This window comes from Bradyrhizobium sp. CCBAU 11430 (genome assembly GCF_028128855.1).
GTDB classification, from domain to species: domain Bacteria; phylum Pseudomonadota; class Alphaproteobacteria; order Rhizobiales; family Xanthobacteraceae; genus Bradyrhizobium; species Bradyrhizobium ottawaense.
The window spans coordinates 149,224-172,317 of record NZ_LBJV01000068.1 but is presented as its reverse complement, the minus strand read 5'-3'; the positions used below and the strand labels follow the sequence as shown (position 1 = coordinate 172,317).

Below are 23,094 nucleotides of genomic sequence, written 5' to 3'. Positions count from 1 at the left end.
CGGAAACATCTCGAATCCCGCGAGTTTCCAGTTCAGCGTCAGGCGATGGTTCGGCCAGCAGATCTGTCGGGCAAACTGTCAACTCTGCTGCCCTTGCTCAGGTGGCGCTACCTAGAGAACGATTGACGTCGTCGAATAGACTGTCTCTACGCGATGGTTCACCGCCGACGCCCAGCCAGCGCCCATTCGAGGCTGTGCAAAATTTCATGGAACACTGATCACGGTTATAGACCATGCCGTTGATCGACGAACTGCCTCCTAGCGTGCGGCCCTGAGCTGTCTAGATAGGTCGACCACCAGTCCGAGCGGTCGGATCCGTCTTGAATTGCTAGGTGGAGGAAGCATCGAAGCGTTTTGATAAACCCCGCTGGTACACGAATGAATGGGTTGCGGTCCACGGGAGCAGCCTCGAGGAGACAGCCTGTTGCGATATCATCCGCCGAGAGGCGACTTGCGAGTAGGCAGCCGGCCGCACCAGCCCCCACAATCACGGCCGCACAAGGGTGTCGCGTTCCACGACGAGGACAAGCGCCGATTGGTGCCAACGCCAATCCAAGTAAAGAGGCCATGGATGTGAGTTGATCTCGACCACGACGTGTTTCGCACAGGTCGATTTCGTGGCCAGGGCGGCGCTGTAGCTGCCGCCCGGTCATGTGGCCGACGATAATCGTGTGAGGATCGGAAGCGGCCCGAAGCAGTCCCTGCGTCTCGTCTTGCAGTCCAGCATGAAGCGCCCGTGGATACTGGCGACAACGAAAGTCGAAACGTCCAAGCACCTCGTCATCGTAGTCAAGCGAGCCGTCCGCCAGAATGTCCGACTCGATGCCGCTAAGGATCCGGAAATCCTTGCCGAAGCGCTTTGTTGAGCCGGTCGGCTGCTCGATGCTGCTGCGCGCCCCGAAATACATCGTATCCGCGCTGGCGCGTCGCTCTTCGCCATCGTCTCCAGGGTCTCGATCCCGTCCGAGTTATCGGCGTGGGAGTGAAGGATTCCGCGCGGGTTCTCCGTCGGTGAAGAGCTTCGGCAGCTTGCCCTTCAGGACCAGCTCAATTTCGCCGCGCCCCTCCCTGAGCTCCGGAGCGATGAAGGGCAGCCTGGCAGCATCTAGCGTTGCACATGGTGGTCGCACGAGCCGGGGCCGTTTGCCGCGCGAGCGGATTGAGTTAGGCGAATAGGGCAGATTCCCGGACGATGGCGACGTGATGTTGCTCTATTACCGGAAGGACATCTTCGACGATCCGAAGATCAAGGACGAGTTCAAGGCCAAGTTCGGCTACGAGCTGGCGCCGCCAAAGGACTGGAAACAGTTCGACGAGATCGGCCAGTTCATCACCGACAAGATGGCGACGAAAGTCTAAGGCGCCGGCTTTTTCCGCAGCGCGCCCTATCCGCAATACATGTTCCAGGAACGCTTCCGCATGGAGGGCGGCAAGTTCTTCAATGCCGACACTATGAAGGCGACGGTGAATGGCGAGGTCGGCCTCAAGGTGTTCAAGCAGATGCTGGCGGAGAACAAGTTCATGCCGCCAGGCGTGGAGCAGTGGAATTTCGTCGACAATCTCGCTGCGTTCCTTCAGGGCACGACCGCGATGACGAGTTCCTGGCCGCCCTACGGCCGCTGGGCCGCGGGCTACGGCTCGGGCGAGGAAGCTTTGAAGTGGGTGCCGAAATCGCAAGTCGCCGGCAAGGTCGGCTATGCGCTCACCCCTCTCGGTCGCCCGGAGCTCGGCGTCGGCTTCGATCTATCTGTGTCGGCCACCAGCAAGAACAAGGAAGCGCCTATCTCTTCATCCAGTGGCTGAACAGCAAGCAGACCAGCCTCGAGCGCGTCCAGCTCCCCTATACGCTGCGCGATCCGTTCCGCCTCTCGCACTACGCGAGCGAGAAATACCGTGCGCTCTGGTCTGACGCTCCAGCCTATCTCGATACGATCAAGACGTCGGGCGAGAAGGGCCTGCTCGATCTCTCGCTCCTGCAACAGGACAAGTACGACGAGGCGATGACCAAGGCGATCTCGAGCCTGTGGGCCGGCGAAGAGCCCAAGGCCATTCTCGATCGCATGGCGCAACAATTCGACGCGATCACCGAGAAGGTCGGCATCGAGAGCCAGAAAGCCGTCTACAAGGTCTGGGCCGCAAAGCCCCGCGCCTATCCGCAATAACTGACTGGATATCGCACGGGAGGCATCGCCCTCCGCGACTCGCAAGCTGGAGGACACGCTTCGCGACCGTTTTTGACTAGGTGACTTCATGGCTACGAAAAGTTGCGTTTACTCTCGACGTTAGGCATCAAAGATGCCCCGCCAACCAATGGGAGCGAGGTCGTCTTTGAGACGCTTGTTGCTCCTGTGATGGAAAGCTTTCCCAATCTTGAAATAACTCACTTCCAATCATTTCGAGAACCCGGCTCGATCAATCAAGCAATCATGGAATACGTTCTAGCGGCGGATTGGGTTATCGCAGATTTGACTGATCTGACGTTCGACGGATTTTACGAACTCGGGTGCGCCATGCGACGAAGCTGCCCACTGTTCTATTAGCTCAGGATGGCGGACGCATGCCTTTTGATCGCAAAGACTATCGCTTTGTTGTCTACCCGTGAGAGGCCACGGACGATGAAACCGAACAAAGGGCACGCGAGGCTCTGGCCGAAGCAATCCGAGATGTTCTTGAAGCGATGCCAACTCCTGCCGGCTCAACGATGCCGGGAATAGATATGACCCCGCGCGAGACGCGTCACCAGCTGGCTTCGCGGATACATGAGGCCGCTGAAGCTCTCCGAACACTGCGGATAAACTCGGCTGCCGAAGTTGTCGCCTCAATGGATAAAATCGCCACGGACCTTGAATCCATCGCAGATGAAGAGACCCGATCGCATTACGAGATGCCGGCGAGAAGGTACTCAAGATTCTTTCGCGGATCGCTGACCAGCTTGCAACCGTTAAGGGCTCGCGGATTATCGTTGCCGGAATTATCTCCCTTGTGCTTGGAGGTGCTAGGTACCCAGGAGCCACAATTTACGGGCTAACATTAGCATTCTGGCAAGGACCAGAGATATTCTCAAAGGCGATCGAGGCGTTCACCAAGCGCAAAAAATAAGCGTTTAGCCGTACTCAAAGCCGAGATTGAGGTCGGTACCTTCAAAAGCCAGTCGAGGTGATGGCGAGAGAGTTCAGTATGACCTGCTTCCCGTTCGAAATCGCGCGATCATTATCGCAGCATGGCAGCGCGGGGGATCGCTCCTGGATACGAGTCCAAGGCCGATGCGGCAGGGCAATGGCTGAACAAGGCCTCGAAGTCAAGAATGTGGCTCCGAAGGAACGAGGAGAGAAGCCTCGCAATTCGGACCTGGTTCTACGATAGAGATCCTTTCATGGGTTTCACTTTTACTCCGTTGGCCCTGCGCTTTCGCTATCGCACTCTTCCATCTCGATGACGCGCCGTTTCAGCGGGGAAACCCATCCCCTGCTATCCTCGACCAATTTCCACCGAGCTTGCTTAGCGATCAAGATTGCGGCATCCATGTAGTCGGCGCCCAACGCGAACTGCGCGTGAATTTGCGCCTCGATCAGAGCATTGACCGGTTTTTCGTAGTATTTGACGATGTAGTAACTGGTGCGCTCGCGATATTCGTCCCACACCATTCTGTGCGCTTTCTCGGCGGCAGCCGCCGAAGCGGTCACGCCCCAGTAGGACATTAGGTCATGCGCGGCGTTGCCACTCCAATCGCGAAACAACCGGTGTTGCCAGTTCTTATTTCTCAATATGGCAGCAACGTCCTGACACCAGCGCGAGATCTCGACAGGATCGACATTGATTCCGGGGGTGGAGGCGAGCCACTCTTTGACCTGCCGCAACGGCTCGTGCAGTCGCCAGTCGAACGCCTCCATCTCGGCGCGACGCTTGGCATCGGGCCGCCATTCGAACAGCACGCGCGTCTTGGTCTGCATTCTGTCGACAGTCGAGCGCGAAGCGAACGACAGGCGCGCCTTTCGTGCCCGCAGCAACTGCAGGACTTCCGTCTCGCCGTAAGTCAAACTCGCGGGAAAATCTAAGGACTTGCCGCTGTTTTGGGCGCGATAGTGCGATTCGTCGATATGCTCCTCGCGGCGCGGTGCGGTCTCAACCACGAGGTCGATATCACCGTGATCGTTGCTGTCGGTGAGGTAGGATCCGAACGCGAGCGCGTCTTCGCGGCGCTGCTCCAGGAGGGATATCTTGAACCCCACGAACCGGAGTATAAGGGCGACGAAAGAAAATACCAGACCAGCCAGAAGGTCTTGACCGGCAGTCCGACGATGCTTTTCACTTCGAGTCTCATCTGGTCCTGTGTTGTGACTGCATTTGAGGATTTGGTCTTTTACTTGTTGGTCCCGCGAACTCGCCGCTTTGGTAGCTTGGAGGGCGATATCTCGCGATCAAGCGTAGCGAAAATCAAGGCGTCACGCCTCCGCCAGATCGCGTCCGAGCCGGGCGATTAGCACAACCAGGACCCCCTCCCCGGTGAAGGTCGATTGTATGCTAATGATCCGCAAGACCGTCATCCTGCTTGAGACTGCTACGCACAATGGGGCATTCCTGCCCTCATCCACCCGCACCGGCAACTGAGGTCTCCTCGAAAGCCGGAACGGCACTAAAACTTCCGTCCGCACAACACACACCCAAGCGCTCTTCATTGAGCCACGCGACTTGACCTGAGTCACTGAACTTTGTCGTTCCCAACACTTCCGCTGATAGTCCAGAACGCCAAACAACGAGCTGGCCGTCCTCTCCCGCCGATGCGATGTGACGTCCACTGTCAGAATAGGCGACGCTCCAAGACCTGCCGGCGTGGGTCGAGTATCGACGGACATCGTTTTCATCGTCTAGTGCTGCAGTAACGATGTCTTCGGGGCTTGCCGCGTAGACAATGTGACTGTCATTTTTCGACTAAGAGAGCGACTGCACAGAATCGCCCGCCTCGATCATTCGGATCAGTTTTCCCGAAGCGGCGTAAATCTCAATCGAACCCGTTTGGATGCCAATGGCCAAAAGTTCACCAGAGCGAGACCACTCACAGCAGTTTACGACAGTGTGGCGTAGTGAAATGCTCCGGTAGACGCTTATTGGTGAGAACATCGTCCAGCTCTCCGCTTGTAAATCTGCTGGGTGCGCAGCAACAAAACATTTCGGCTCGCCGCGCTCATTTGTTCGCACTGAACGCGGCCGCACCTGCTAGCTCTCTTACTGGTCGCCCAAAAACACGCCTGCGAACGGCCAAAGAGCCATTCAGTATGGATACATCCAATAAGTCGTATTGGAATCGTCGGGCATCGATCGCAAGGTCGGGGTCCGCTGCGGGGGTTTAAGATGCGTCGAGGAAGAAATAATCCGGCCTATGTCATCGAGAACGGCGCGGCTGGTTGAGTACGTACTGTGATTTAGAGCGAACATTTCGCTGCCCACCGCGGAAACATCGATGGTTTCGATACCGGGGACCAGCGTTGGCCCGCTGTCGGTCACAAAGCCCATTCGCGAAGTGGACTGCGCTTTCTTCATGGAGGCTAGCAATGCCAGATCCGTCGAGGAGGCATATAGAGTCACCGCCCCCGCAGCTGCCTTGATCTGACTCGCACGCTTCAGATAGAGATCGCGATCGACATCCGGCGCAGCAAAAATCAGCTCGGTGATTCCGAGCGTCGTCTGGCTCAGAGCAGCTTGTTGCAAGGCACCCAGGACAACTTCGCTGCCGAGGCTATGCGCAATCACGATGATCCTTGAGACCTTTCCATCCTTCTTAATCAGCTGGAGAAGATCGAACAAGCCGTCCGGCGCGAACAGAGCACTCTCGCGGTCGTAATCGTAGTCCTTCACTCCGCCCTTCGACGGCCACGAATACATCATGACGCGACCTTTGTAGTTCGCGTCGAAGGCGATCTGCGCGGCCTTGAATGCAGCGTCGGAAAAAGCAACGTTGTAGCCATGCACGAAAAGCATCAGGCTGTCGGCAGGATTGGCGATAGCGGCGGCAAACTCTTCGCGTGAGAGCCTATTTAGCTTCTGAATTCGGAAGTGCTTCCGGTCGTCCTCCGCCTGGCGTATTCCAAGCCAACTCTCGGGTGTTTCCACTTCGCCCATCTTGTGAACGATAGGAATGCTGACGGTCACGTAGCCAAAGGTATTTGTGGCGGCCCGACCATAGGAGATCTGGCCCAATTCAAGACGTGGTCCGCCCGTCACCACGCGATTTGTGGCGAAGTAGACCGGCACCAGGCCCTTGATGACTGGCTTGTTGACCACCACCTCGGCTCCGGTGGTGGTCTTGTCGGGAGGTGCCTCCTGGCTCGCCTCACCAGTTGTCGGTCGCCATGGCCGATAGCCATGATAGTGCCGGACATGATGGTAGTACCCGGGGCCATAGCGATAAGCGTATTTCTTGAATGCGCTCCCATGTTTCTGCGGGGCTTGGTGGATATGCGGCTTTGCCGGATGCGTAGTTGGACCCTGGTGGGCGCAACCGGCCGCAAGCGCGCAGAACAGGACTACGAGCATTGCTCGCACCTGCTGGAAACCTTGACCGAGCCGATGCAACCGGTTCGAAGCGTAAATTGGCAATGCAAGCATGACCATCTATTTGGCACCTACTTCGCAAGGATCTGAGAAACGTTGACCGTAGCGCCCAGCCATCCGCGGTACCTGTCGACGGCAGGTCCGCTGGTGAGCTTGTAGGTGAAGCGAGCCTGCGCCCCAGCGCCGTTTATCGCGCAAGCGATATTGCTGGCACCGTTCGCGGTCTCAACGTGCCACGAGCACCCTGTGATGCGGTAACCGGGCTCAGCAGGGAAAGTCTCGGTATAGTCGGCCGAATGCTTCGCAAATACGACCGGGTGATCGTCCTTGGTTTTGTCCACCGTATACGAGCGCTCGATCTGCTTCGGCTCGACGAGCTGCGACACTGGTACGTTCACGATGAGACGCCGGTCTTCGGGCACAATCGTGTGGATCGCTCCGGCAAGTATCTCGGGAATTTTCATGCCGGCATTGGCTTGCGTCTGCACATGCGTGGAATTCAGCTTGCTCCAGTTCTCAAACGAGATCGTTGTCTCGACCCACTTCGTCCAGCAAACAGACGGCTGGGGAATGGCCGTGATCATGCTGTAGAGTGGACTTGCAGTAATGACAGTGGCGGGAATGATGAAGTTGACGCCAGAAACCAGCGCCTCGTTCCACTTGACGATGCCGCCGACCGCGATCCCGAGCAGCGCGCCGAACTCGTTGAACGCGGGCCCGCCGCTGTTGCCGACATTTATGACCGTGTCGGTCTGCCAGCGACCATTCGGGCTAGTTTGGTTGCTTATCAGACCGCTCGAAATGCTGAGATCCAGATCGAGGGGATAGCCGAGCAGATAGAGCTGAGTCCCCATCGGGGCTTGCTGGTTGTCGTCGATCACCGGCATTGGACAACGAGAGGCGCCTCCGCTATTTCCGGCGGGCTGCGACAGTTCGAGAAGAGCCAGGTCTCTGGCATCGTCGCGGTGAACCGCAGTGACCTTGATCGGGTTCGCATTGCGCGACCCGAGGCGGGCATTGACTTCAAAGCTCTTGTAGTTCTCCTCGCGTCCGATCACATGGCTATTGGTCAGCACGAGACTATCGCCGATGAGCAGCCCGGAGCCGCCGCCGACCTCCTGCTTATCGTTGTACATGACGCCAACGTACTGGACGTGAACCGTCCTGACGTTGTACCGCGCAGCAATCTGCACCGCCGCGCGATCCGCCTGCGCGGGAGCGCTCATGAATACGAAGAGACTGAGTGTCAGGACGGATAGAATGTTCTGACAGCGGCAATATCGAGCGGGCTGAGTTGTCCGTTTCCGTTCCATGCTGGATTACAATAGTTCATTATGGAGTTGGGGTCGTATTTAGTGACTTTATAATCGCCGACCGAGCCAGAAGCTTTCTCGTTGCGGCATTGCTCCGGCGCATCGTCGCGGTTCTGTTCATGTGTGAAACCAAGCGCATGTCCGAATTCGTGGACTGCAACTGCACGAATGCAGAACTCGCGTCTATCTCGACAGCCTTTGCTCCAATGATTGAAACTGAAATTGAGAGTCATGCCCGATGGCTTTCGGTCGAGGTACTTGCCAACGACATCGGTGTGGGCGCCCTCGTCAGCGATCCGCACGTGCACACCGGGCGCGCCATCGGTACACGGTGGCCAAGTCTTCGAAAACCACACGCCACCTTGCGCCGCGGCCTCCCAAGTCTCGGCAACGGCTTTTCGAACTAAGTCGGCATATCTGTGATCTTTTGGTTGCAGGTTCTCCCAGCAGACCGGGATTTCCTTGATTTCCCATTTCGAGCCACGGATGACCGTGCCGTACAGTTCAATTTCGGACACACCTGAAGGAAGCGCAGGCTGTGCATTCGCACCCCAGCAGAACAAGCACACGAGCAGCAGAACGAGTCTGGGCAACCAGATGGGAAACATTTTCCTACTGCGTCGGAGTTGGGGTCGGGGGGAACACAGGCACCGGCGCCAATATAAAGCCTTTGGTGCGAGGTCCGGCGCCCGATGGGCGACCGGCCGCGGCACCTCCGGGGAATTCCTGCGACTTCTCTCCTCCCGGCAAGGGAGTCGTGTAGATGGGATTCTCCTTCGATCCGAGCGGTGGCGTCTTCTCCGCATAACCGGCCGAGCCGGATCTGGCTCCATTAGCCAGGACCGCATTCGGACCATTGATGTAGATTCCGAGATTGCTGAACTGCTGAGCGGAGGCAGATGCTTGGACCGCAGCGGGCGTCCAACGCGACGAAGTGAGAGAGTACTTTGCTTCCAGTCCGCCGGTGACCTGGATCGAAAACGTGTACGTCATCTGCGCCGGCTCCGCTCTCTCCGTGGGCATGGCAGGAGTCAGATCGTTGGCGGCGATGAGAATGGCATTGTCCCGCAACCAGGCCGCTAGTGGCTTGGAAGCATCTACAATAATGCGCTTATAGGCGGTTCTCTCCGGATACTTGTTCTCGGCCAAGCCCTCCAGCTCGACCAGGTCGGCAGGCGCTCCGCGGTAGCAGCCGCGTTCGTACGATGCAGGACTCGCCGCCTGCGGGGTGGTATCGGACGCAAGCTGGGCATTCTGCTTCAGAAGGAACGACCAGATCAGGTCATAGGTGTCCTGGGCTGAAGCGGTGGGACCCACATGGGTCACCTCGTTGCTGGTCGCGCTCAGTATCCGCCTGTAGTCAAATGCCGTACCGGATCCGAAGCCGCCCGTATCAGTCACCTTCAACTCCAGGAAGAAGGTACCATATAGGAAAGGGTCGATGTCGAAATGGGCGTACCTGTCGAACGCCTCTTCAGGCCGCGTCTTGTAGATCTTCAGGTATGCCTTCCGTCTCTCTCGTTCGATTTGGTAGAAGGTCACGACCTCACATCGGATCGACTTGAGGAAGTAAGGCAGCTCACCGGCCGTGATCACGCCTGTCTGCGGATCATGAATATGATATAGACTGGTGCACCCGCCCATGGCGAAGCAAATCGCAACATAAGCCGCGGCTCGGCTGAATTTCCACATATGAACGCCCCCGTCCGCGTCGACGCGCGGATCGCCCGCTCAGATAGAAAAACAGTCCGCACGGGTTCGTCAATAGCATCGTGACAACAATGCAGCTTTTCGTTGCGCCCGTCGCATTTCGCGCAGGTTTTCCGCGCGGCCTCCCCACGTCTTGGTAAGCGTGTTTCGTGATGGTCGTACGGCACGGGCCAAGAAGTGTGAGCAACAATGTCGAGCCGATTGCAAAATCGTGGGCGCACGCTATCGATGGAACATATTGCTGGTGTGATTTGGACAAAGATTTTGCCTGGGCCCGTGAACAGCCGAGCCGAAACGTCAGCCTTTGATGCCTGGAAGAAGGAAGCGTGGGAGCTTGCCGGGCGGCAGGAGCTGATCACGAATGCCAGTCGGGATGATCTCAGGAAAGCTCTGTTCGAGCTCGACACGCTGTTTCGGAAAGCCCCGGGAAGCGTGCACAAGGCCTACCGAAATCTTACAGAAAGGCGGATCGAGCAGGCACGAGAGAGCTTCACCCATTCAATAGGAGATGGCCATCTCTCGTGGTCCTTGTCCAATGAGACGCCTGAACTAACAGCGTTAAGGATGGGCGGCCTCATACGGGAAATCGATCGGATCCTTGCTGAGCGGCGGTCTCAGTGGCCGATCGCACCGAGTGAGTGGCACCTCGAGCAGCTTGGATGCTGGCTCATTCCGCGGCAGGGCGTGAGCGCATTGCGTCCGGCTCGAAGGGGGCAGGCCTACTCGAAGCGTGGCCTGCTCTTTCACAGGATTCTGCCCGCGCTGATTCAGGGCTATCCTGTCCATGTCGTAGATACTCGCACCTTGCGTAGTACCGCACCGGACGCGAGCAAATGGACGATGGGTGCCTGCCTGTTCAAGGAGCTAGAGATCAAGCCAGAATTTGTTTCCATAGGAGGCGATAAGCGTTTCATTGTCGCGGCCGTCGAGGCGCCGTCAGCCGGTGAGGCCATTTCGGAGCAGATTACTCAGGCTCTCAAGGAGAACTGCATCGCTGTTGTGTGGCCGGAGCTCACCGTCTCGCCGGAATTGCGCGAGAACATCGTTAAACTCATTCGAGACCGCGACGTTGCGGACGAGCTCGAAGCTCCCGAAATTCTCATTCCAGGAACCTGGCACGAGACGACCGACCATGGCATCGTGAACCGGGCTCGGATCTACGACGGTTATGGAGAGGAGCGCCTGATCTACGACAAGATCGCCCCGTACGCCGACGATGGCTGGGGCACGGAAAACATCACTGCGGGTGACCGGGTATGTGTCCTTGCCACCGAGGGCGCTTTGATTGGGATCGCCATTTGCCTGGACTTCTGTGACATGTGCGAGACGCCCTTCGGCGAGCTCGACGTCGACGTGATGCTGGTCCCCTCGATGGGGAACGACCGCACAATGCAGGGCCACCAAACCACCGCGGCTCAAGTTGAGGTGAGGTTCGGCACCCGCAGCTTCGTGGTGCAGCATCCAACCCAAACCGTCTTCAAGGATCACAGAATAGGTACTATTTTACCTTTATTGAAAGAACCTAACTCGGTTTCAGCCAAGGAACTCGGTCAAAAAACCGTTTGGGCTGCCTACAAATGGGGCTCTTGACACCTAGATTCCGGGACTAAAATCAGAGTAAAGCGTTGTAAAACGTTCTTAACGGTTGTGATGTAGGGCTAGCCCATGTCGGACGCAGCATTGGAAAAGATTGAGTCGGGCGAAGCGACGGCGAACGAGGCAAGGTGCGTCATTTCGGAATTCCTCAAAGAGGGGTCCGAAACAAGCTTGGAGCGCCTCTATGCGACACTGGGCGCGTGGGTTTGGAACGCCCTTGAAAGCCGCCGGCGTGACCCTGAGCTGCGGGAATGGTTCGATATCTTACGTCGGACGAGCGCAACGCTTAAGCCAAGGAATGCAGCCTATGCGGAACGCTTCAGAGCATTCTACGATCTTCTGCAGATGTCGATAAATACCTCCAAGCTCGCACGGCCGAGCGAGGTCATGCATCGTCAGCACGTCATTGAGATACTTCGGTTGCTGCGTGACACACAGTCGGGGCAGATGGAGAAGGCGGCGATCGCCAAGAGGTTATCTCTTAGAGATGCCAATCTCAGCCGCATTCTCCGCCTCATGACGAATGCTCGTTTCGTGGAGCGAACAACACAGGGCAAGTTCGCTCATTTCGCCCTGACGCGTGACGGCTTGCTTGAGTTAGAAAGGCGCGAAAAGCGCGAAGCCGAGGAGCGTGGCCGGTCAACCCATCTCGTGCGAGACAAGTTTCCAGCAGCCGCCCACCCGATCCATGTACCGGCGGATGCAGACGCGGTTCTTCGTACCTTTATTGATCTGGCAATGCATGGCTCGTTGCCCGCCAACATAGCTGGCTCGCTCAACGCGAGCGCTGTCGGCGTCCGGCGAGCAATGGAGGACTATCTGCTCCATTTTCACGGCCCGGCACCTGCCGCACCCGGATATATGAAGGCCAGGACAAAAAGCTCCTACCAAGCCTTTTCCGTCAGTGTCGTGCAGCCAAAAAAGGCTGAAGCTCACGGCTCCTACACTATAGAGCCGATGAACAGTCCCAAATCCGCCTCATTCCCCGTCGGGATGTTGCATCTGCAGGGAGAGGAGAGCGAACATGTCGAATGAAGATCTCAGTGCTTCGAAGCCGGATGAGGCGCAAAGTGATCCCGACGCCGTCATGTTGTATGGAAGCGCCCTGGTCGACCGGCTCACATATATCTCAACGACATTCAGCTCGCTAGTCATGAGTATGGGCAGAGCTGCGCGGGACAATCGCGATGTCCTAGTCCCGCTCGTCGAGGTGAAGTTTGAGGGACCTACCGGCCAGGACGACACCGTATCCAAGACCTTTTTTTCGGAGCTGGTGCCTCTCGAAAATATAGCTTTCGTTCTCGAGGACATGTCGAACGATCTCACGACTGTTTGCCATCACCTGAGCGCGGTGGGTGCAGGCCCGGTGAAACCTGATTTCAAGCGACTGGGCGAAACGAGAAGGCTTTTGAACGAAGCCAAGGGCAACCTCGAAAAGTGCCTGGCCGATTTGGAAAGGATTGGTTGAGGCTCTCTTAAGCAAGGGCACCAAGCGCTGGAGCGCAGTTGAGAATCGCTTGCCGAGGCGCCAGGTCGATCAGCCATGTTCGCTAAAGACAAACATGAAAGATGAATAGCGTACTGCGGAAGTGTTGTTCGCTTCCGGCGATCGCCACGGTGCGGGGCGCCCGCCCATCAGGATCGGATCGGTGAGCGCGCGATGGACCGGCGCGAAGAAGCCCGGCACTTCTGGATCGACTATTCCGGCCATTACACTAAGGCTCCGCCGGAGAAGCTGAAGAAGGTCAGGAAGGGCTCGATGCAGCAAACGCGATCGAGAGGCCGAAACGATCTGGATCAGCCGGCGGAAGCCGCCGGACGCGTCGCCGAAGGCGAGCGTCAGGCCGGTCACGGTGATGATGATGACCGACATGATCTTGGCGACGGCCCTTGCACCGACTCCAGACCGGCGAGCTGCGTTCGCTGCCACCCGTGACTTGCTTGCCATCGATGAAATGATTGATCTGCGTGGGAAGCTTCAGAATACGTGAAGCGATTGGATGGTCGACTCGACGGTCGACTAATCCTCGACTCGGAAATGGCGCCGCCGCCGCGACCACTGTCCTGATGGACGTTCTATCTGCAGAAGATGGTCAATTCAGCTCCGCTCGGCGGATGAACGTCGTCGGCCGAGTTGGTATAGGCCAAGTTGAGCCGGGCCGATCGCCGAAGCAGCCCAACCGAGGTAAGTGTCTCGTCCGAGATCGTGCAGCAGGTACACATCACATGGTCCCCTTGATCCCGCGATATTGCGTTAGGGTGCGCTCGTTCGTCGACGGTCCCGACGAGCGCGTCGCCAGCTCGCCCGCTGAGGTCCGCTCCGGTGGCTGACGCTTCCGAAGCACCGGCAGCTCATGGGTTGAGTAGGCCTAATGACCGAAAAGCAGGAAGCTGCGATCGGCGCTTCGGCGATCTTTCGTGTCGCTGGTCCATCCGACAGCCCGACGATAGGTGCCCATCCCGTTCGCCTGCTTCAGCGCGGCGACATCGACCGGCTGGGTACCATCCGCGAAAGGCGAGACGTAGAGCGCATCCTCAGGACAATAGAGCTCGCAGAGAAAGCACGTCTGGCAGTCGCTCTGTCGTGCAACAACGGGGATTCCGCTAGTCTTGTCGAACACGTTGGTCGGGCACACATTTACGCATATGTCGCACGACGTGCAACGCTCGGCGTCGATGATTTCGATCATTCTGCTGCCTCCGCATAAGCAGTCTCCGCGTGTGGCCTGGTCGAGGTCCAGACCTCGTCAAGGCCGCCCGTCGTCACGTAGTGGCGCTGCCGGTGATCCTGATCGGGGAAATCGTCGCGGCGATGCATGCCGCGGCTTTCCTGACGCGCCAGCGCGCTGCGATACATCCACCTTGCGGTCGCCAGCATCGCCGCGCTTTCCCGTGCGCGCAATAGCTCGGACGTGTCGGCCGCATCTGCTTCGGAGGCGTTACGCCATCCGGCGTCAAGGCGCGCCAGCGCGCCATCCAGCCGGGACGCCTCGCGGAAATAGTTCAGCTCATACGGAAACACCTCGTCCTGGACAATCTTCTTCAGCGCAGCAGGTTCGAACGCGTGCTGCCCGCGGCGGCGAAAGCCGACCGTTCCCGCCGACGACAGCTTTTGCCGGCCGGTCGTACCGGCTTGTCTTGCGTAATCAGCGGCGCCCCTCCCCGCCAGCGTCCCCGACGACATCGCCCAGGCTGCGTTGTGGCTACCGCCGCCAGTGAAGCCGCCGCAGATCAGTTCACGAGTGGCGGCATCGCCCGCCGCATAGAGACCCGCCACACTGGTGGCGCAGGTGTCGTCAACGATGCGAAGACCGCCGGTGCCGCGGACGGTGCCTTCCAACCGCAGGGTCACCGGAAAGCGATCGGTGAACGGGTCGATGCCGGTGCGATCGAAGGGCAGGAAAAAGTTCGGCTGCGAGACGCGCATGTGCCGCTGCACGTCTGCGTCGGCCTTGTCGAGTCTGGCATATACCGGGCCCTCGAGAAGCGCGCGCGCGATCGCCGATCGGCCGCCCTTGGATGCCGCACCCGGCACCACGCTGCCGTCATCATAGGTGAACGTGGCCCAGCCATAGAACAGCGTCTTGGTTACCGAGCCGAACGCCGGCGAGATCGCATAGGGGTTAGAAAATTCCATGCTGCCGAACTCGGCGCCTGCTTCCGCAGCCATCAGGTAGCCATCGCCGGTCAATACGTTCGAGCCCAGCGTCTTGCTCAGGAATGCGCAGCCCCCCGTTGCGATCACGACTGCCTTGGCGCGCACCGTCCAGCCGTCGCCTTTCTGGCGCCGCAAGCCGCTCGCGCCGGCAACCGCGCGGCCGTCATCCAGCAACAATTCGAGCGCCGGACTGTGATCGAGAATGGTGACGCCGGCCTGCTTGGTCCGCTTGCGCATCAGGCGCATATATTCCGGGCCCTGCAGCGAGTTGCGCTGCGACCTGCCCTGGTCATCGATCGGATAGGGATAGCCCCAGTCCGCCAGGCGATTGCTCTGCTGATAGGTGAGATCGAGTGTGCGGGCCATCCAGCGGCGGTCCTGCAGATAACCGCCGAGCTTTTCGCGGCCGGCCATCGCAGCCTCGCGCTGCGCCGGGTCCGGATCGACATACCAGACGCCGGTCCCGGCCGCCGCCGTCGAACCGGATGTGCCACAAAATCCCTTGTCGGCGAGTACGACGCGCGCACCGCGCCCAGCCGCGCTCACCGCCGCCCAGGTGCCCGCGGGGCCGCCTCCGAGCACCAGCACGTCGGCATCATATTCAACGGATCCGGGTGGCGCAGACCTGCGTTCGGCGCGCCGGAATGGGCTGGTCATGATTGGTTCCCCTTGTTCGAACGATTGCAGTCGGTCGCGGGCTTCACGCCGCGACCGGAGCCTTCCAGCGCATGAAGCGGCGCTCCAACGCCTCGAGCATGGCATTGAACGCCAGCCCGATCACCGTGATGCCGAGAATCCCGAAATACATCTGGGGAATCAGGAAGCTGTACTGGCTGTTGATGATGAGATAGCCGAGACCGGCTTTGGCGCCGACCATTTCAGAGGCGACCAGCACGAGCATTGCGGAGGCGCTGGCAAGACGAATGCCGACGAAAATGGTTGGAAGCGCCGCGGGAAGGATCACCTTCCGAAACAACTGTTGCGGCGTCGCACCCATCGTCCGCGCCGACTTGATCAGCAGCGGATCGACCTGCTTCACCGCGGCGATGGTATTGAGCAGCAGCGGCCAGGCGCAGCTATAGATCACCATGGTAATCTTCGACATCTCGCCGATGCCGAGCAGCAAGATGAATACCGGCAACAGCGCCAGCGGCGCGGTGTTGCGGCAAATCTCGATGAATTGGTTCAGAAGATTGCCGAGCCGAGCATACCAGCCGACGGCGAGCCCAAGCGGGACAATCAAGGCGACCGAGATCAGGAAACCGCTCAGGGCGCGCAGCAAGCTCGCCGAGACATCGTCATAAAGCTCGCCGGTTTGCGCCAGCTGCCAACCGGCGGCGATCACCTCCGAAAACGGCGGCAGGAATACGGGATCGATCAGCTCGAGCCTTGGGGCCGCCTCCCACACCGACAGCAACAGAATGAGTAGCAGGGACCGGTGTCCTAATGCGGCAAGCCCGCGAATAGCGTTATGAAGCCCGTTGCGGATCCGGGACGGTCCATGTTGTACGCCCGCTACCGACGCCGAACGCCCATGCGCGAGCTCCAGCAATGTCAGCGTTTCCAGGCTAGACATGGGCAACCTCCTTTACCTCGGAATTGACACGAAGCGCACCAGCTCCGCCGCTCAATTGCCCCTGCTGTGCTTTCTGCACCTCGTCGCGGAGTTGATTCCAGATTTCATGCCGCACCTGGCCGAACTCCGGCAGCGAGCGCACGTCGTCTGCCTCGTTGCGCAGCGAGGCGGGAATCTCGATGAGCTGCTTGATGCGGCCCGGGCGCGACGTCATCACCGCCACGCGTTGGCCGAGCACGACCGCCTCGTCGATGCCATGGGTGATGAAGACGATGGTCTTGCCGGTGGCGCGCCAGATCCGCAGCAACTCGCCTTGCAGCGTCTCGCGGGTCTGGGCATCGAGCGCGGCGAACGGTTCGTCCATCAGCAGCACTTCCGGGTCATAGGCGAGGCTGCGCGCGATCGCGACGCGCTGCTTCATGCCGCCGGAGAGTTCGTGCGGATAACGATTGGCAAAGCCGGACAGGCCGACGAGATCAAGGAAATGGTGTGCGATCTCGCGCCGCCGACGAGCGTGGAGCCCGCCGATGTCGAGCCCGAACTCGACATTCTCCGCGGCCGTGCGCCAGGGAAATAGCGCGTATTGCTGGAACACGATGCCGCGGTCGCGACCAGGACCCGTGATCGGCCGCCCGTCCAGCAGGATGCGGCCACTGGTTGGGGTCGTGAGCCCCCCGAGCAAATCGAGCAGTGTCGATTTCCCACAGCCACTCGGGCCGACCAGAGCCAGGAACTCGCCTGCACGAACATCCAGGGTAATGTTCTCCAGCGCAGTGAATCGGTCCGGCGGGCGGCCTGCTTCACCTCGCGCGACGAAGTCCTTTCGGACCCGCTCGAAGCTGATCTTGACAAAACTCATTGCGCATCCGCCGTCTTGCCGGGACGGAAATAGTTGAACGCGTTGGTGTAGGTATTGGAGGCCTTGATCTGGCCGGGTTTGAACAGCCCGTCCTTCTCCAGCCAGTCGATCCACACCTGGATCTCCGCGTCAGAGATCACGCCGCCCTTGCTCGCAACGCCGGTGCTCTTCCAGTATTTGATGGAGGAGCCATCCTCGTTGCGCTTGCGGTCGGCGATGATCCTGTCGAAGCGTGCACGCACCTCCTCCGGCGGCGCCGTCTGCGCCCATGCGATCGCCCGCGAGATGCCCTCGACCAATCTGCGGGAGGCCTCGGGATTGTCCTTGATGAACTTGTCCCGCAGCACATAGGAACCGCCGGTGAACTGACCGAACAGGTCGGTGTCATTAAATAGCGAGTGGATGCCGCCGCGATCGAGCGCCTTGTCGCGCAGCACGCCGCTGAGCGCGCTGACCTCGACCTGGCCCTGGCGCAGCGCTTGCTCGCCGCTCACGGGCGGGATGGCCACCAGGGTCGCCTGTTTGGCCTCGCTCGCCGAGAGGCCGTTACGGGCGAGATACTCACGCAGCACGAACTCCAGATGCGCGCCCAGCGTGTTGACTGCGACCTTCTTGCCGATCAGGTCGCGCGCTGTCTTGATTGGACTGTCGTCCTTCACGTAGTAGCCGTAGTAGGTGTTGGCATCGGAGCCGTAATAGCCAACCACCGCCTTGATCGGTGCGCGCGCCGCGATAAGCTTGAGGATCGCGCCGTAGAAAGCGCCGCCGATGTCGATATCGCCGGTCACGACGGTCTGGATGTCCTGCGGGCCGCTGATGGTGTTGCCGACCCATTTCAGCTTCAACGGCGCGAGATAGCCAAGATCGTCGGCGAGCTCGATAAACGTCACCTGACCGGCCCAGCCCTGGTAGCGGATCTCGGACTTCTCGAGCGGCGGCTCCGCGAAGGCTGGAGTTACGAGGCCGACCGCCAAGGCGCCCGCCAACAGCACCCGCAAGGCGCGACGCCGCGCTCCAGGGAATCGAAACTGAGAGTTCATTGTGCAAATCCTATGCTGAGGCGGAAATCAGGCGGCCTTGGCCGTCTGGGGTTTCGGTGTCTTGACACGCGTCACGCTGCGGCGGCCATCGACGCTGAGCGGAACATCGCCATCGATGGTGGCGCGGCGAACGATGCGGTGCTGATCGCCATAGTCGTTGACAGCGTAGTGCTGGGTGGCACGATTGTCCCAGATCACGACGTCGCCGGCCTGCCAGCTCCAGCGCACGGTGTTTTCGGGCGCGGTGATATGGGACTGGAACAGCTCGAACAGCTTCTGACCGTCGTATTTCGGCAAGCCGACGAAGCGCTGAACGAAATTGCCGAGCACAAGCGAGCGCTCGCCGGTCTCGGGATGAACCCTTACTACCGGATGTTCGGTTTCGTAGATGGTGCCGGTGAACACCTCATCGAAGTGTTTTCTGTCCGCTTCCGTCGCGCGCGTCTTCACGGCGTAGTCGTAGGCGTTGCTGTGAACCGCCCAGAGCTCGTCGGCGAGCTTGCGCAGCGGCGCCGGGAGGTCGAGGTAGGCCGCGGCCGTGTTCGACCACACAGTGTCGCCGCCATAGGGTGGGATCACCACGCCGCGCAGCACGGAGATCTTCGGGTAGGCGTCCACGAAGGTGACATCCGTGTGCCACTGGTCTGCTCTGCCGCCGCCGCGATCGGAGTCCAGTTCGAGGATCGACGATGTGCCCTTGATCGCACCGACCGTGGGGTGCGGCACGAGCGTTCCGAGGCGGACGGCAAAGCACTCCTGCTCGGCATCGTCGAGATGGCCCTGGTCGCGCAAGAAGATCACTTTGTGCTCGAGCAGCACCTGGTTGATGGCGGAAATGACATCATCGGACAGATCGCCGGACAGCTTGACGTTCCGGATCTCGGCACCAAGTCTCGCCGCGCGTTTGACGATATCGGCGCGCGGAATGACGTTGTCGATGGTATTTCGATTGCTCATGATCATGGTTTCCTGTGATTGTCTGGGCAAGGCTCCGCCGTGCGCCGATCGCGCCGGCGGCTGGAACTGATGGATTTTCATGGGTTGGTCGTCGGGGACCCGTGTGCCCCTGCGGGTGCTAGGCTTTCAGCCGTGCACGGATCCCGGCGGTACAGCTTTCCGCCATAGCGGTGGCACCGCACGCGCTCCGAGCCGAGCTCAACCGGGCAGCGTCACAAACGACGAGTAGATCGGATTGCCGCATAGTAAACGACCTCGCTTGTACGTCGCAGATCGTAAAAGCGATCGCGATCCAGTCAATGAAACGAAACCAGCTTTGTTTTCCGTAGCGCGCGACGATCGCTTCGTCGGTCAATCGGCCACGGAAACATTTGCAATGGTCACGGATTATCTGATGGCCTTGCGCGCCAGAAGGCAGGTCAAATCGAGTCAATCGGCGCTCGAAGCGGCCTGAAACACCGCGATCGTTGCTGACAACAAACGCACTCGTCTCTGTTAGATGATGCGCTCACGAGTTTCATGCTCGCATCCCCTGCAACAACGCAAATTCATTTCATCGACAGCTTCGCGATGCCCGACATACAGTCGAGCCACGTCTCGATCGCCAACCGACACCCCCCACAATGACCAAACATTTGCGAGTCACGCGATGCGCCAGCGGCAACTTTCCCTGAACTTCTTCATCTACCCGGACGGCCATCACGAGGCGGCCTGGCGCCACAAGCTCTCGACAACGGACCGCATCCTCGACGTCACCTACTATCAGGAGCTGGCGCAACGCGCCGAAGCACACAAATTCGACGCCGTGTTCTTCGCCGATGGTCCCGTGCTAGCTGACAATGTGCGCTACGCACAGCGCTTCCGCCTTGAGCCGATCACGCTGCTCACCGCAATCGCGTCCGCGACAAAGCGCATCGGCCTGATCGCGACCGCGTCGACGACCTACACGGAACCATACAATCTCGCTCGGCTGTTCGCCTCTCTCGATCATATTAGCAGCGGCCGCGCAGGCTGGAACATCGTGACGACGAGCTCGCCCCAGGCGGCGCAGAATTTCGGGCTGCCCGAGCATCCTCCGCATCACGAGCGCTACGAGCGGGCGCGGGAATATCTCGATGTCATCACGAGGCTATGGGACAGTTGGGAAGACGACGCGCTGGTCAACGATCCCGTGTCGGGCATCTTCGCCGACACGAACAAGATCCACACCATCGACCACATTGGAAAGCACTTTCGTGTGCGCGGTCCGCTCAACGTGTCGCGGACACCGCAGGGCCGCCCGGTCTATGTCCAGGCCGGCTCGTCCGAGGATGGGCGTGCCTTTGCCGCCCGCTTTGCCGAAGCCATCTTCACCGCGCATCAGACCTTGGCAAGCGCGCAGGAGTTCTATGCCGACATCAAGCGCCAGGCGCTTGCTTTCGACCGTAGCTCCGACCAAATCAAGATTTTGCCCGGCATTTCCCCGTTCATCGCGAGCACGCAAGTTGAAGCGGACCGGCTCCAGGAGGAGTTCAACACCCTGATCCAGCCGGAGTTCTCACTGACCCAGCTCCGCCAGATGACCGGGCTCGACCTCACCGGCTTCGATCTTGACGGTCCCTTCCCGCGCCATCTAATCGACACCGACGGCGCGCATGGCGTTGCCAGCCGGTTCAAGCTCGTGGTCGACATTGTCGATCGCGAGAAACCGACGATCCGTCAACTCGTACAGCGGCTCGCCGGCGCGCGCGGCCATTGCGTGATCGCCGGCCCACCGGAAAAGATCGCCGATCACATCCAGACCTGGTTTGAGAATGGTGCTGCCGACGGCTTCAACGTCATGCCGCCATGGCTGCCAGGTGGCTTCGACCTGTTCGCCGAGCAGGTCGTGCCGGTCCTGCGCAAGCGCGGCCTGTTCCGCCACGATTACGCCGGCACCACCCTGCGCGAACATTACGGTTTGGATCGTCCAGCAAGCTTGTTCTCCAGCCCGATCCGGGCAACTGCATAATCGACCGTTGTACTTCTTGGAGCCGCCAGCAGATAGGTGACTGCGGTTCACCGATGCTTGCAAAGTTCTCATTTGTCGGAAAGTTCCGCCTCGACGCAGACTAGCCCCAAAGTCAACGCTCTCGAGCGTTTTGGGGAGGATGCGTGCTTCTACAACGCCAACTGGCGTCCATTCAGGTTGCGGGCGACAAGCCCGGACCTGCGATGCGCCTGCGCTGCAAATCCTCGACATAGATGAATTTGTTTCTTTCGGCCAGGTCGCCTCCGACAGGGTCCGTTCACGCCTGCGGCTGGCTAACCAGGCGGGGATCACGTGAGAAGCGCTCCGAAGCCGGCTCTCCCGGACTCCGGACGCCCAGGAGGAGGAGGAGGAAGGGATGAAGTTCAGGACGTTTTTCGCCGCGGCCGCAGTGCTAGCGCTGGCTGCAGGTCCAGCGCCGGCTGCCGACAAGGATGCCGCCGACACAGCGGTGGAAGCAGCGAAGAAGTATGCTGGCACGACCATCAGTATCGTCTGGGAGGCCGGCCTGCAGTCGCTCGACCCGCTGAACTATTCGGGCCCGCAATGGGAGAAGCTCACCGGCATCAAGGTGAAGGTGGTCGAAGTGCCGACCGATCAGATGTTCACCAAGATCATGCAGGATTTCAAATCAGGCGCCGGAGCATATGACGCGCTGAACGTCATTCCGTCCTGGATGCCCGACCTTGCGCGTGCAGGCGCGCTCGAGCCTCTCGACAAGTATGTCGACAAGTTTGGCTACCGCGACGAGTTGCAGGACATCGCGGCCGCCTATCGCGACAACCAGATGCAGTATGACGGGAAGATCTACGGCTTCCCGGACGATGGCGACGTGATGCTGCTCTACTACCGGAAGGACATCTTCGACGATCCGAAGATGAAGGACGCGTTCAAGGCCAAGTTCGGCTACGAGCTGGCCCCGCCAAAGGACTGGAAACAGTTCGACGAGATCGGCCAGTTCATCACCGACAAGATGGCGCCGAAGGTCTACGGCGCCGGATTCTTCCGCACCGCGCCCTATCCGCAATACATGTTCCAGGAACGCTTCCGCATGGAGGGCGGCAAGTTCTTCAATGCCGACACCATGAAGGCGACGGTGAATGGCGAGGTCGGTCTCAAGGTGTTCAAGCAAATGCTGGCGGAGAACAAGTTTATGCCGCCGGGCGTGGAGCAGTGGAATTTCGTGGACAATCTCGCCGCGTTCCTTCAGGGCACGACCGCGATGACGATCTCCTGGCCGCCCTACGGCCGCTGGGCCGCGGGCTATGGCTCGGGCGAGGAAGCGCTGAAGTGGGTGCCGAAATCGCAGGTCGCCGGCAAGGTGGGCTACGCCCTCACGCCTCTCGGCCGTCCCGAGCTCGGCGTCGGCTTTGACTTATCGGTGTCGGCCACCAGCAAGAACAAGGAGGCCGCGTATCTCTTTATCCAGTGGCTGAACAGCAAGAAGACCAGCCTCGAGCGCGTCCAACTTCCCTATACGCTGCGCGATCCGTTCCGCCTCTCGCACTACGCGAGCGAGAAATACCGCTCGCTCTGGCCCGATGCCCCAGCCTATCTCGACACCATCAAGACGTCGGGCGAGAAGGGCCTGCTCGATCTCTCGCTGCTGCAACAGGACAAATACGACGAGGCGATGACCAAGGCGATCTCGAGCTTGTGGGCCGGCGAAGACCCCAAGGCCATTCTCGACCGTATGGCGCAACAATTCGACGCCATTACCGAGAAGGTCGGCATCGAGAACCAGAAAGCCGTCTACAAGGTCTGGGCCGCAAAGCCCGGCGCCTACCCGCAATAACTGACTGGATACCGCACGGGAGGCATCGCCCCC

At 59.7% G+C, this 23,094-nt stretch carries 22 protein-coding genes and 2 pseudogenes; 9 read left to right on the top strand and 15 right to left on the bottom strand.

Translation table 11 applies throughout. The features are described from left to right. Positions 1-526: 526 nt before the first annotated feature. Positions 527-1,103, bottom strand: a pseudogene (locus XI04_RS27930) (DNA polymerase/3'-5' exonuclease PolX); the annotation flags it as partial. Between the two features lie 97 nt (positions 1,104-1,200). Between XI04_RS27930 and XI04_RS27925 the strand changes: the two are divergent. From XI04_RS27925 to XI04_RS27915, 3 genes are all read left to right on the top strand, one after another. After that, the gene (locus XI04_RS27925) at positions 1,201-1,359 is read left to right on the top strand and encodes a hypothetical protein (protein ID WP_271595715.1); all 159 of its coding nucleotides are present in this window, start codon (positions 1,201-1,203) and stop codon (positions 1,357-1,359) included. A 39-nt stretch (positions 1,360-1,398) separates the two neighbouring features. Next, entirely contained in the window at positions 1,399-1,803 is a 405-nt protein-coding gene (locus XI04_RS27920; RefSeq protein WP_271623864.1) for an extracellular solute-binding protein, read from the top strand. 197 nt (positions 1,804-2,000) lie between these two features. Beyond that, positions 2,001-2,162 (top strand): hypothetical protein, encoded by a 162-nt coding sequence (locus tag XI04_RS27915; RefSeq protein ID WP_271595717.1) that lies wholly within the window; start codon positions 2,001-2,003, stop codon positions 2,160-2,162. A 1,224-nt stretch (positions 2,163-3,386) separates the two neighbouring features. Here XI04_RS27915 and XI04_RS27910 read toward each other — a convergent pair. From XI04_RS27910 to XI04_RS27890, 6 genes are all read right to left on the bottom strand, one after another. Then, entirely contained in the window at positions 3,387-4,229 is an 843-nt protein-coding gene (locus tag XI04_RS27910; protein ID WP_271623863.1) for a hypothetical protein, read from the bottom strand. A gap of 355 nt (positions 4,230-4,584) precedes the next feature. Continuing rightward, positions 4,585-4,884, bottom strand: coding sequence for a WD40 repeat domain-containing protein (locus XI04_RS38925; RefSeq protein ID WP_442869421.1), 300 nt, complete (start codon positions 4,882-4,884; stop codon positions 4,585-4,587). A gap of 384 nt (positions 4,885-5,268) precedes the next feature. Continuing rightward, positions 5,269-6,609 carry an alpha/beta hydrolase gene (locus XI04_RS27905; RefSeq protein ID WP_271595719.1) on the bottom strand — a complete coding sequence of 447 codons (1,341 nt, stop codon included), beginning with the start codon at positions 6,607-6,609 and terminating at the stop codon, positions 5,269-5,271. Between the two features lie 11 nt (positions 6,610-6,620). Continuing rightward, positions 6,621-7,775, bottom strand: coding sequence for a S1 family peptidase (locus XI04_RS27900; RefSeq protein WP_271595720.1), 1,155 nt, complete (start codon positions 7,773-7,775; stop codon positions 6,621-6,623). 20 nt (positions 7,776-7,795) lie between these two features. Then, on the bottom strand, positions 7,796-8,470 hold the full coding sequence (locus XI04_RS27895) for a M12 family metallopeptidase (protein WP_271595721.1): 675 nt from the start codon (positions 8,468-8,470) through the stop codon (positions 7,796-7,798). Between the two features lie 4 nt (positions 8,471-8,474). Next, the gene (locus XI04_RS27890; protein WP_271595722.1) at positions 8,475-9,554 is read right to left on the bottom strand and encodes a hypothetical protein; all 1,080 of its coding nucleotides are present in this window, start codon (positions 9,552-9,554) and stop codon (positions 8,475-8,477) included. Positions 9,555-9,761: 207 nt separating this feature from the next. Between XI04_RS27890 and XI04_RS27885 the strand changes: the two genes are divergently transcribed. From XI04_RS27885 to XI04_RS27875, 3 genes are all read left to right on the top strand, one after another. Further along, positions 9,762-11,162 (top strand): hypothetical protein, encoded by a 1,401-nt coding sequence (locus XI04_RS27885; RefSeq protein WP_271595723.1) that lies wholly within the window; start codon positions 9,762-9,764, stop codon positions 11,160-11,162. 75 nt (positions 11,163-11,237) lie between these two features. Continuing rightward, positions 11,238-12,203 carry a helix-turn-helix domain-containing protein gene (locus XI04_RS27880; RefSeq protein ID WP_271595724.1) on the top strand — a complete coding sequence of 322 codons (966 nt, stop codon included), beginning with the start codon at positions 11,238-11,240 and terminating at the stop codon, positions 12,201-12,203. Further along, entirely contained in the window at positions 12,193-12,636 is a 444-nt protein-coding gene (locus tag XI04_RS27875; protein WP_271595725.1) for a hypothetical protein, read from the top strand. The genes XI04_RS27880 and XI04_RS27875 overlap by 11 nt, the downstream gene beginning before the upstream one ends. 69 nt (positions 12,637-12,705) lie before the next feature. Here XI04_RS27875 and XI04_RS27870 read toward each other — a convergent pair whose 3' ends face one another. The 8 genes and pseudogenes from XI04_RS27870 to XI04_RS27835 form a co-directional block, all read right to left on the bottom strand. Beyond that, positions 12,706-12,879 (bottom strand): hypothetical protein, encoded by a 174-nt coding sequence (locus tag XI04_RS27870; protein WP_271595726.1) that lies wholly within the window; start codon positions 12,877-12,879, stop codon positions 12,706-12,708. Then, positions 12,879-13,076 (bottom strand): annotated as a pseudogene (locus XI04_RS27865) (TrbC/VirB2 family protein); the annotation flags it as partial. The gene XI04_RS27870 and the pseudogene XI04_RS27865, both read right to left, overlap by 1 nt. 461 nt (positions 13,077-13,537) lie before the next feature. Then, a complete protein-coding gene (locus XI04_RS27860; protein WP_271595738.1) occupies positions 13,538-13,858 on the bottom strand; it encodes a 4Fe-4S dicluster domain-containing protein in 321 nt (106 codons plus the stop codon). Then, complete coding sequence (locus XI04_RS27855) at positions 13,855-15,483, bottom strand: FAD-dependent oxidoreductase (RefSeq protein WP_271623862.1); 1,629 nt, start codon at positions 15,481-15,483, stop codon at positions 13,855-13,857. Before XI04_RS27855 ends, XI04_RS27860 begins: the two co-directional genes overlap by 4 nt. A gap of 43 nt (positions 15,484-15,526) precedes the next feature. Continuing rightward, the gene (locus tag XI04_RS27850; protein WP_271623861.1) at positions 15,527-16,402 is read right to left on the bottom strand and encodes an ABC transporter permease; all 876 of its coding nucleotides are present in this window, start codon (positions 16,400-16,402) and stop codon (positions 15,527-15,529) included. Continuing rightward, the gene (locus tag XI04_RS27845) at positions 16,395-17,261 is read right to left on the bottom strand and encodes an ABC transporter ATP-binding protein (protein ID WP_271623860.1); all 867 of its coding nucleotides are present in this window, start codon (positions 17,259-17,261) and stop codon (positions 16,395-16,397) included. The genes XI04_RS27850 and XI04_RS27845 overlap by 8 nt, the downstream gene beginning before the upstream one ends. Then, a complete protein-coding gene (locus XI04_RS27840; protein ID WP_271623859.1) occupies positions 17,258-18,301 on the bottom strand; it encodes an ABC transporter substrate-binding protein in 1,044 nt (347 codons plus the stop codon). The genes XI04_RS27845 and XI04_RS27840 overlap by 4 nt, the downstream gene beginning before the upstream one ends. 27 nt (positions 18,302-18,328) lie before the next feature. After that, entirely contained in the window at positions 18,329-19,258 is a 930-nt protein-coding gene (locus tag XI04_RS27835) for a TauD/TfdA dioxygenase family protein (RefSeq protein ID WP_271623858.1), read from the bottom strand. Positions 19,259-19,517: 259 nt separating this feature from the next. Here XI04_RS27835 and XI04_RS27830 point away from each other — a divergent pair, with 259 nt between their 5' ends. The 3 genes from XI04_RS27830 to XI04_RS27820 all read left to right on the top strand — a co-directional run bounded on the left by XI04_RS27830 (position 19,518) and on the right by XI04_RS27820 (position 23,061). Further along, on the top strand, positions 19,518-19,712 hold the full coding sequence (locus XI04_RS27830; RefSeq protein ID WP_271623857.1) for a hypothetical protein: 195 nt from the start codon (positions 19,518-19,520) through the stop codon (positions 19,710-19,712). A 195-nt stretch (positions 19,713-19,907) separates the two neighbouring features. After that, the gene (locus tag XI04_RS27825) at positions 19,908-21,248 is read left to right on the top strand and encodes an LLM class flavin-dependent oxidoreductase (RefSeq protein ID WP_271623856.1); all 1,341 of its coding nucleotides are present in this window, start codon (positions 19,908-19,910) and stop codon (positions 21,246-21,248) included. A 376-nt stretch (positions 21,249-21,624) separates the two neighbouring features. Further along, the gene (locus XI04_RS27820) at positions 21,625-23,061 is read left to right on the top strand and encodes an ABC transporter substrate-binding protein (RefSeq protein WP_271623855.1); all 1,437 of its coding nucleotides are present in this window, start codon (positions 21,625-21,627) and stop codon (positions 23,059-23,061) included. The last annotated feature ends 33 nt before the right edge of the window (positions 23,062-23,094 follow it).